Origin of the sequence: Pseudoalteromonas sp. MER144-MNA-CIBAN-0113 (genome assembly GCF_040308965.1) — a bacterium.
Classification (GTDB): Bacteria; Pseudomonadota; Gammaproteobacteria; order Enterobacterales; family Alteromonadaceae; genus Pseudoalteromonas; species Pseudoalteromonas tetraodonis.
This window is the reverse complement of sequence record NZ_JBEOOG010000105.1, coordinates 1-9,396: the sequence shown is the minus strand read 5'-3', so window position 1 is coordinate 9,396 and position 9,396 is coordinate 1. Positions and strand designations below refer to the sequence as shown.

The 9,396-nt window shown below is 41.1% G+C and carries 8 protein-coding genes; all 8 read left to right on the top strand.

What is annotated here, in order from left to right; all coding sequences use genetic code 11:
* The first annotated feature begins 249 nt into the window (after positions 1-249).
* The 8 genes from AAEY57_RS17930 (at position 250) to nth (ending at position 9,067) form a co-directional block, all read left to right on the top strand.
* Positions 250-2,193, top strand: a complete 1,944-nt coding sequence (locus AAEY57_RS17930) for a bifunctional diguanylate cyclase/phosphodiesterase (RefSeq protein ID WP_350608423.1) — start codon at positions 250-252, stop codon at positions 2,191-2,193.
* 244 nt (positions 2,194-2,437) lie between these two features.
* Complete coding sequence (gene rsxA / locus AAEY57_RS17925; protein ID WP_008115244.1) at positions 2,438-3,019, top strand: electron transport complex subunit RsxA; 582 nt, start codon at positions 2,438-2,440, stop codon at positions 3,017-3,019.
* 1 nt (position 3,020) lies between these two features.
* Positions 3,021-3,575, top strand: coding sequence for an electron transport complex subunit RsxB (gene rsxB / locus AAEY57_RS17920; protein WP_008115242.1), 555 nt, complete (start codon positions 3,021-3,023; stop codon positions 3,573-3,575).
* Positions 3,576-3,583: 8 nt separating this feature from the next.
* Positions 3,584-5,974 carry an electron transport complex subunit RsxC gene (gene rsxC, locus AAEY57_RS17915; protein WP_350608422.1) on the top strand — a complete coding sequence of 797 codons (2,391 nt, stop codon included), beginning with the start codon at positions 3,584-3,586 and terminating at the stop codon, positions 5,972-5,974.
* Positions 5,971-7,029 carry an electron transport complex subunit RsxD gene (rsxD, locus tag AAEY57_RS17910; protein WP_350608421.1) on the top strand — a complete coding sequence of 353 codons (1,059 nt, stop codon included), beginning with the start codon at positions 5,971-5,973 and terminating at the stop codon, positions 7,027-7,029. Before rsxC ends, rsxD begins: the two co-directional genes overlap by 4 nt.
* A complete protein-coding gene (gene rsxG / locus AAEY57_RS17905) occupies positions 7,026-7,664 on the top strand; it encodes an electron transport complex subunit RsxG (protein ID WP_350608420.1) in 639 nt (212 codons plus the stop codon). Before rsxD ends, rsxG begins: the two co-directional genes overlap by 4 nt.
* A complete protein-coding gene (locus tag AAEY57_RS17900; protein ID WP_350608419.1) occupies positions 7,661-8,359 on the top strand; it encodes an electron transport complex subunit E in 699 nt (232 codons plus the stop codon). Before rsxG ends, AAEY57_RS17900 begins: the two co-directional genes overlap by 4 nt.
* Positions 8,360-8,404: 45 nt before the next feature.
* Entirely contained in the window at positions 8,405-9,067 is a 663-nt protein-coding gene (nth, locus tag AAEY57_RS17895; protein ID WP_076923040.1) for an endonuclease III, read from the top strand.
* The last annotated feature ends 329 nt before the right edge of the window (positions 9,068-9,396 follow it).

Genomic DNA, 9,396 nt, shown 5'->3' with positions numbered 1-9,396 from the left:
CCCCCTTAGCTCAGTTGGTTAGAGCGACGGACTGTTAATCCGCAGGTCCCCCGTTCGAGTCGGGGAGGGGGAGCCAATTTACTACAATCACATAGACATACCCTCTAATTTGCTCTACCATTCTTCTTTCAAAATAAAAACTTTTTTGCTTAAAAAACTAACCATTTGATAACTATTGATATCGAGCTATAATTAGTTTAATAATCATGAGGTTGTGTCCTCCCCCATTTGACATAAAAAGATTAAATAATGGCAGCTTTCAAAAAACTTATTCTTATACAACTGTTAGCTTGGCTGGTTCTTGTGTCCGCTGGTAGTTATTTTATTAGCCAAAATTTTGATAATGCCATCGGCAACGCTCAAAAAAATGCACAAGCGACCGTTGAGCAATACATTAAAAATCTCTCTGCGACAGATATATCAGCAGAAAATCTTAAAAACACGCTTGCAACTAGTGAAACCTTTTCAAATTTTGTTTTACGTGACTATCAAGGCGTTGAAGTATTTTCGGTTAACAATGCAGTGCAATTACCTTTTATTGCTGAGCTTATTCAATCTAGTAGCAACTCAGTACGTCCTCAGTACGCCACAAATAATAACGCCGATATAAAAATTGAATTTAAATTAAACACTACTCACTTGGGTGAGCAGTTTCAAACCGCGTTTTTTGTTATTTTAATTGTTAGCACCCTACTCGCCCTAATACCTATTATATTGATGAAAACCATTGTTAAGCACATTAACGACAATATATGTACGGACGTTGCTGATGTTATTGATGTATATATTAATCAAAACCAACTAGGTGATGATTTTGCAACTAAAATTGATTCACCTGAGTTAGCTAAGTTGGGGAAAAGTTTAATTCCTAGCTTTAATCGTTTATCGCACTTTTTAAAAAGCAAAAACGACAATATAAAAAATGCAGCCCACGATATTAAACGTGAAGCCTACAAAGACGGCGTTACTGAATTAGGTAATCGCAATATGTTTGTTGATTACTACGAAAAAAATATAGAAAACACCGAAATAAGTACATTTGGCTCTTTAGCACTTGTCCGCTGTAGTGAGTTACAGTCAATTAATCAAAGTCGAGGCTATCAAAAAGGTGATGAGTACATTAAGTCGGTTGCAGATATCATAGTAAATATCAGTGGCACCTATTCCAGCAGTCAAGTTTTTAGAGTAAACAGCTCTGACTTTATAATTATATTGCCGAATACCCCGTTAAAAGAAGCTGAAAAATTTGGTGAAAACTTACAATCTCGCTTTACTCAATATATGCAAAACCAAGACCTTAGCTCGGTTGCAAACACAGGTATTGTGGGGTACGAAAAAGCCAAACCTTTAGGTGAGTTGCTCTCTATCGTTGATAACGCAATGAGTATGGCGCAATCTAAGCAAGCTAATGCGTGGCATGTGCAGCGCGATACTGATCTTGTTAATAATGTGAGCGCAGGGTTTGGTAACCAAAACTGGCGTAAAGTGATTAACGAAGTGATCGAGTCTAAAAGCGTCCATTTAGTGATCCAAAATATTATGCCATTAGGCAAAAGCATTAAAGCCTATGCTGAAATTCAAGCCCGCTTCAAAACAGAAGAAAACCAAGCTTTGCCTACCGCTTCATTTTTAGCAATGGCTGAAAAACTCGATATGGCGATAGAAATTGATAAGTTAATAATAGAATCGTCATTAGAAAGAATAAAATCGAGTAATTTATCTGAAAAGTATTTTGGCTTAAATATTACCCCTTCAAGCGCGCATAGCGACCAGTTTATGATTTGGTTAGAGCGTCGTTTGCTTAAAGATACCCATATTGCTTCTAAGTTAATTTTTGAGGTGAGTGAATTTGGTCTGCAACAAAACATTAAAGCAAGCAAACGCTTTATTGACATGGTGCATCGTGTTGGTGCCAGAATTACTGTTGAACGCTTTGGTGTGGGACTCACTTCATTTAAGTTTTTCAGAGATTTAAAACCAGACTTTATTAAAATGGATGCAAGTTATACCCGAGGCTTAGAGGATGATAAAAATAATCAGTACTTTATGCGTTTAATGGTCGACCTTGCTCACCGAATTGGTGTCAGTGTTTTTGCTGAGGGCGTTGAAAGCCAAGAAGAAAAACACATTGTAGAAACGTTATGCCTAGATGGTGTTCAAGGTTACTACATTGAAAAGCCCAAAGACATCTAACGCCTCTACTCCAATTAACGTAAAAAAGAGCATGTATGCTCTTTTTTACGTTCTAAAGTGTGCTTTTATGAATTTTCAGCCGTTAAAATGCTGACAGTTTTTTAATTGCAATGCCCCTTGATTTTAACCCTTTACAATTAGCCCCTTATTTAACGTTGTTTATTTAACTGATAATCACTCAACGTGTTGTTAATCACAGTAGAAAAAAGGATAATACACGGGATTTTATTAGCGTGAGGCACACATGACAGAATACGTCTTGTTATTAATTGGAACAGTGTTAGTCAACAACTTTGTATTAGTACAATTTTTAGGCCTTTGCCCGTTTATGGGTGTGTCTGGGAAACTTGACACAGCCATAGGTATGTCTTTGGCAACTACCTTTGTGCTAACGCTTGCCTCTGTGACAAGCTATTTAGTAAATGAGTATATTTTATTACCATTGGATATTACCTATCTGAAAACAATGAGCTTTATTTTAGTAATAGCTGTTGTTGTACAATTTACTGAAATGGTTGTCAGAAAAACCAGTCCAACGCTTTACCGTTTACTGGGAATATTTTTACCTTTAATAACCACTAACTGTGCGGTATTGGGTGTTGCTTTATTAAATATCAAAGAAGATCACACGTTTTTACAATCGGCCGTTTATGGCTTTGGTGCTGCGGTGGGTTTTTCATTAGTATTGGTTTTATTTGCTGCATTGCGCGAACGTTTAGCCGCAGCAGACGTACCAACCCCATTTAAAGGTGCCTCAATCGCAATGATAACGGCAGGTTTAATGTCAATGGCCTTCATGGGTTTTACTGGATTAGTGAAGTTTTAATATGACCTTGTTGTACGCTTTAATAGCGCTGGGTTTGCTGGCGTTAATTTTCGGATTAATTTTAGGGTTTGCAGCAGTACGCTTTCGAGTTGAAGGTAATCCTGTTGTAGAACAAATCGACACCATTTTACCGCAAACACAATGCGGCCAATGTGGTTACCCGGGCTGTCGTCCTTATGCAGAAGCCATTGCCAATGGCGATGAAATAAACAAGTGCCCACCCGGTGGTGATGCGACAGTTAAAAAGTTGGCTGATTTGATGGGTGTTGAGGCTAAACCTCTAGCCGGCGGCGAACAAGCCGAGCCAGTTAAAACGGTGGCCTACATTCGCGAAGATGAATGTATTGGTTGTACCAAATGTATTCAAGCCTGCCCTGTTGATGCCATTGTTGGTGCAACCCGACAAATGCACACCGTTCTAATAGACGAATGTACAGGCTGTGACTTGTGCGTTGAACCTTGTCCGGTTGATTGTATTGACATGCTACCTGTTGCACCAACAAAACAAACTTGGAAATGGCAACTAGACGCTATTCCTGTTACCCAAATAGATTAGAGGTTTGAGTGGAAAAGTTACTTGAACAAATAAAAAAAGGCACCGTTTGGGCATTTCCTGGCGGCGTACATCCTCCGCAGCAAAAGTCATTATCTAATAATGCGCCTATTGCGCGCCTTCCTTTGCCTGAAAAACTCGTTCTACCTTTAAAGCAGCATATTGGCGCTAGCGGCAAGTTAATTGTAGAAAAAAGCCAGCACGTATTAAAAGGTCAACCATTAACTAAGCCTTCTGCTAACTGGTCGGTACCTGTGCATGCACCTACATCAGGCACTATTATTGATATTACGCCTATGCCATCAGCACACCCTTCTGCTTTGCCTGAATTAAGCATTATTATTGAACCCGATGGCAACGATACCTGGTGTGAATTATCGCCTTTAGCAAACCCAGCCACTGCATCACACGATGAACTCGTTGATGTTATTCATAATGCGGGGATCTCTGGCATGGGAGGCGCAGGTTTTCCAACCTACGTTAAAGCAGATATTAAGCAGCCGATTGAGTTTTTAATCGTGAACGCGGTTGAGTGTGAACCTTACATCACGGCTGACGATACTTTAATGCGCGAACATGCCGCTGAAATAATCAAAGGTATTGAGCTCATGCAACAGCTGCTCAATCCTACCCTGTGTATTATTGGTATTGAAGATAATAAGCCCGAGGCTATCACAGCCATGACAGAAGCGGCGAAGCATAACGAGCATATTTTAATACAAACCGTGCCTACTGTTTACCCTTCTGGCGGTGAAAAACAGCTAATAAAACTGCTCACTAACCGTGAAGTACCTAATGGTGGCATTCCTGCTGATATCGGCATTTTAGTACATAACACCGGCACTTTATTTGCGATACAGCAAGCTGTATACGAAGGCAAACCGTTAATAGAGCGCGTAGTAACAGTAACGGGTAATACTATACATAATCCAGGCAACGTATGGGCTTTACTAGGTACTGAAATTAAGCACTTACTTGATTGCCAAGGTTTTTCACCTGTGCCGCAACAGCGCGTCGTTATGGGCGGCCCTATGATGGGCTTTACCTTACCAACGGTTCGTATTGGCGTTGTTAAAACAACGAACTGCATACTTGCCCCAGATCACAAAGAATTAGCAGAGCCTGGCCCAGAAAAAGCCTGTATTCGCTGTAGTGCCTGTGCAGATGCGTGCCCTGCTTCATTGTTACCACAGCAGTTACAGTGGTTTGCTAAATCAAAAGAATACGACAAACTCCAAGAACATAACTTATTTGATTGTATTGAATGTGGCGCGTGTGCCTATGTTTGCCCAAGTGAAATACCACTCGTTCAGTACTACCGCGTTGCAAAAGTTGAGATTAAAGAGCAAATTGCCGAGAAGATAAAATCTGATCGCGCTAAAGAACGATTTGATGCACGTAAAGCGCGTTTAGAGCAAGAGCAAGCTGAGCGAAAAAATCGCCATAAACGTAAACCTGCAGCTAAATCTACCGAAGAGCAGCAAAAAGTAGCCGATGCCCTTGCCCGCGTTAAAGATAAAACCAGCGATGGTGACAATAAATCAGCTGTAGCAGCGGCAATTGCGCGTGCTAAAGCCAAAAAGCAAGGTGGCGAACTCGAGCCAGATAACAGTGAAGTTGCAAAAGAGCGCGCAGCACGTAAAGAGCAAGCTCGCCTTTATAAAGAGCAAAAGGCACAAAACAATGGTGATGACGAGCCTGTAGATGATAAAAAATCAGCCGTTGCAGCCGCTATTGCCCGTGCTAAAGCTAAAAAGGCAGCACAAGCTAATGAGCAAACAGCAACTGATGACACAACAAATGAATCTCCAGTTGCTGCAGATGATAAAAAAGCCGCCGTCGCTGCCGCCATTGCTCGCGCTAAAGCCAAAAAGGCAGCACAAGCTAATGAGCAAGCAGCAAGCGATGACACTGCAAGTGAATCTCCTGTTGCTGCAGATGATAAAAAAGCCACCGTCGCTGCCGCTATCGCCCGCGCTAAAGCTAAAAAAGCCGCACAAGCAAATGAGCAATCAGTAAGTGATGACGCAGCAAGTGAATCTCCTGTCGCCGCTGATGATAAAAAAGCCGCCGTCGCTGCCGCTATTGCCCGCGCTAAAGCCAAAAAAGCAGCACAAGCTAATGAGCAAGCAGCAGCTGATAACACAGCAAGTGAATCACCTGTCGCTGCCGATGATAAAAAAGCTGCCGTCGCTGCCGCTATTGCCCGTGCTAAAGCCAAAAAAGCAGCGCAAGCTGATGAATTAGCAAAACAAAGTGAAAACACTGAGCCACAAAGCAACGATGAATCTTCAGAAGCTTCACAGCAAACAGCTCAAGAAAAAAAGAAAGCCGCCGTAGCCGCCGCTATTGCTCGTGCTAAAGCTAAAAAGCAACAAAAAGAAGGAAACGATCAGTCATGAAACTAACCATGGCCAGTTCACCCCACAATCATAGTCACAAATCTGTGACACGGTTAATGTTAACTGTGATTGCGGCTTGTATTCCTGGTGTTATTGCACAAGTTGTATTTTTTGGCACCGGTGTCCTTATTCAATTATTATTAGCGTTAGTGTGTGTAAGCGCATTTGAAGCAGCCGTTATGTTAATGCGTAAGCGCCCTATTTGGCCTGCATTAAGTGATGGCAGTGCATGGCTAACCGGCGTGCTATTAGCGATTAGTATTCCACCTTTAGCGCCGTGGTGGGTTATTGTTATAGGGTGTTTATTTGCCATTGTTATTGTTAAGCAACTTTATGGTGGTTTGGGCTTTAATTTATTTAACCCTGCAATGGCGGCCTATGTACTTTTATTAGTTTCATTTCCTGTGCAAATGACGGCCTGGTTACCAGTTACAGAGTTACTCAATACGGGCATTACTTTTAGCCAGCAGCTTAGTCTAATATTTAGTGACTTTACAACTCTTGGATATAGCTTAGATCAGCTCAGAGTGGGTATTGATGGCAGCACGATGGCCACCCCACTTGATACCTTAAAAACAGATATTACTCATAGTCTTACCGTCACTGAAAGTATGCAAAAACCGGTATTTAATGAATGGACTGGCCTAGGTTGGGGATGGGTTAACTTAGCCTTCTTACTCGGCGGCCTTTACCTGTTAAAAACAAAAGTAATTAACTGGCATATACCAGTGAGTTTTATTGCCAGTTTAAGCCTATGCGCTGCAATTGGTTATATTGCCTCGCCAGGCACTGAGCCGGGTCTGGTGTTTCACTTATTTAGTGGTGCGACTATGCTCGGAGCCTTTTTTATTGCCACCGATCCTGTATCAGCTGCAACCACTAATCGAGGCCGCCTTATTTATGGTGCCGCAATTGGTTTAATTGTGTATTTAATTCGAACATTTGGTGGCTTTCCGGATGCGGTTGCATTTGCCGTATTACTGATCAATATTGCAGTACCGCTTATTGATTACTACACACAACCAAGAACCTATGGCCATGGAGCAGTAAAATGATTATTTCTTCAATGGTAAAAAATGGCGCAATATTATGTGGCTTCGCACTCCTTACAACAGGTTTAGTGGCCACAATAAACTCGTTAACGGCCGATAAAATTGCAGAGCAAGAGCAACTGCAATTAACTAATCAGTTACAAGAAGTATTACCGCACAGTAAGTACACTAATGAACTTTCTCAAGATTGTGTGATCATATCAGACCCTTTACTGGGGCCATACGACAACCAAATAATTTACCGTGCACGTAAAGATGACGAACCCGTTGCATTAGTCATTCGTCATGTCACTCCTAGCGGCTACAGTGGCGATATAAACTTACTTAGCGCGATATATCGCGATGGCAGCGTTGCTGGTGTAAGGGTTACTAAGCATGAAGAAACCCCAGGTTTGGGCGATAAAGTTGAAATTAAAAAGTCAGACTGGATCACCTCATTTAATTCAAAAACAGTACAAAGCGAAAGTGACGTGCGTTGGGCCGTTAAAAAAGATGGCGGTCAGTTTGATCAATTTACTGGCGCAACCATTACGCCTCGCGCTGTAGTTGGCTCAGTTAAAAATGCGGTAGTGTATGCACAAAATAACTTTGATGATCTTTTTGCAGCAGCGAATGCTTGCCCTGAGGTAACACCATGAGTGAATTAAAAACCCTTTATAAAGAAGGCCTATGGGGAAATAACCCCGCCTTAGTACAGTTATTAGGTTTATGTCCTTTACTTGCTGTTACCTCCACAATTACTAATGCGCTAGGTTTAGGCTTAGCAACCTTGTTAGTTTTAGTGGGCTCTAATATTACCGTATCATTTGTGCGCAATTGGGTGCCTAAAGATATCAGGATACCGGTTTTTGTAATGATCATTGCCGGTTTTGTGACGATTGTGCAGCTGATAATGAACGCCTACACTTTTGGCCTTTATCAATCTTTAGGGATTTTCATTCCGTTAATTGTGACTAACTGCGCCATTATTGGTCGTGCTGAAGCATTTGCCTCTAAAAATCCAGTGCATTTATCTGCCTTTGATGGCTTGATGATGGGCTTAGGCTTTATGTTGGTACTAATTGTACTTGGCGCTATGCGAGAGCTGATTGGCCAAGGCACCTTATTCGATGGCGCCGATTTATTACTCGGTCCTTGGGCTTCAGCTTTACGCATCGAAGTATTTAGCTTTGATAGCCAGTTTTTACTGGCCATTTTACCACCTGGCGCATTCTTAGGGCTTGGGTTGTTGATCGCCGCTAAAAATGTCATTGATGCACAAATAAAATCAAAACAAGTAACGCCGCCAGAAGCTGAAAAAGGCCCTCGAGCGCGTGTTACTAGCTTAACTTAAGGGGAAAACGCATTAACCTAATAAAGCTAATGCGTTTTAAGTTATATGAATAAAGAAAAACGTCACCAAATACTTACTCGCTTACGCGACGACAATCCACATCCTGAAACGGAGCTTGAATATTCAAGCCCGTTTGAGTTATTAGTTGCCGTTACGCTTTCAGCACAAGCAACCGATGTTGGGGTAAATAAAGCCACTCGTAAATTATTTCCGGTTGCTAATACACCACAAGCCATTTTAGATATTGGCCACGACACACTGCGTGATTACATAAAAACCATCGGCTTATTTAATTCAAAAGCAGCCAATGTATATAAAATGTGCCAAATATTGGTAGATCAGCATAACGGTGAAGTGCCAGAAAATCGTGAAGCCCTAGAAGCCCTCCCTGGCGTTGGCCGTAAAACTGCTAACGTAGTATTAAATACGGCCTTCGGCTGGCTAAAGGATAATGAAGGTAGATACTTTTTAGCAGTAGATACTCACATCCAACGTCTTGCAAACCGTTCGGGTTACGCTAAAGGTAAAACTGTTGAGCAGACAGAACAGGCCATAATTAAAAATACGCCAAATAAAAAAGAGTTTATGTTTAACCTCCATCATTGGTTTATTTTACATGGGCGCTATACGTGTACAGCGAGAAAACCAAAATGTGGAAGCTGTATAATCGAGGATTTGTGTGACTATAAAGAGAAAACTGAGTCATAGCTAAGAGTAGTTACTTTTTAGTTAGTATAAACCTTTTAACAGCCACATTTTTTAGTTTCCATTTAATAAGTTGGCTATTTGGTTCTCATATGAGCCTTTATTAGGCCAGCACCAGTTAAATTGAAAATTTGCGTTAACTTAAGAATAATTTGAATTTAAGCAAGGTGTTGCAATTAGATTATGATTTATTAATTAGAGCCCAGCTTAAACCTAAAATTTAAATACAGAATTCATTGGAAGCTATTTCTGGTTTGTGCCCAGACTGTGTGAAAACTCTGATCACCTTTTGGTCTAAGTATGTTCTGCTTATGATCTATTAATCTATACAT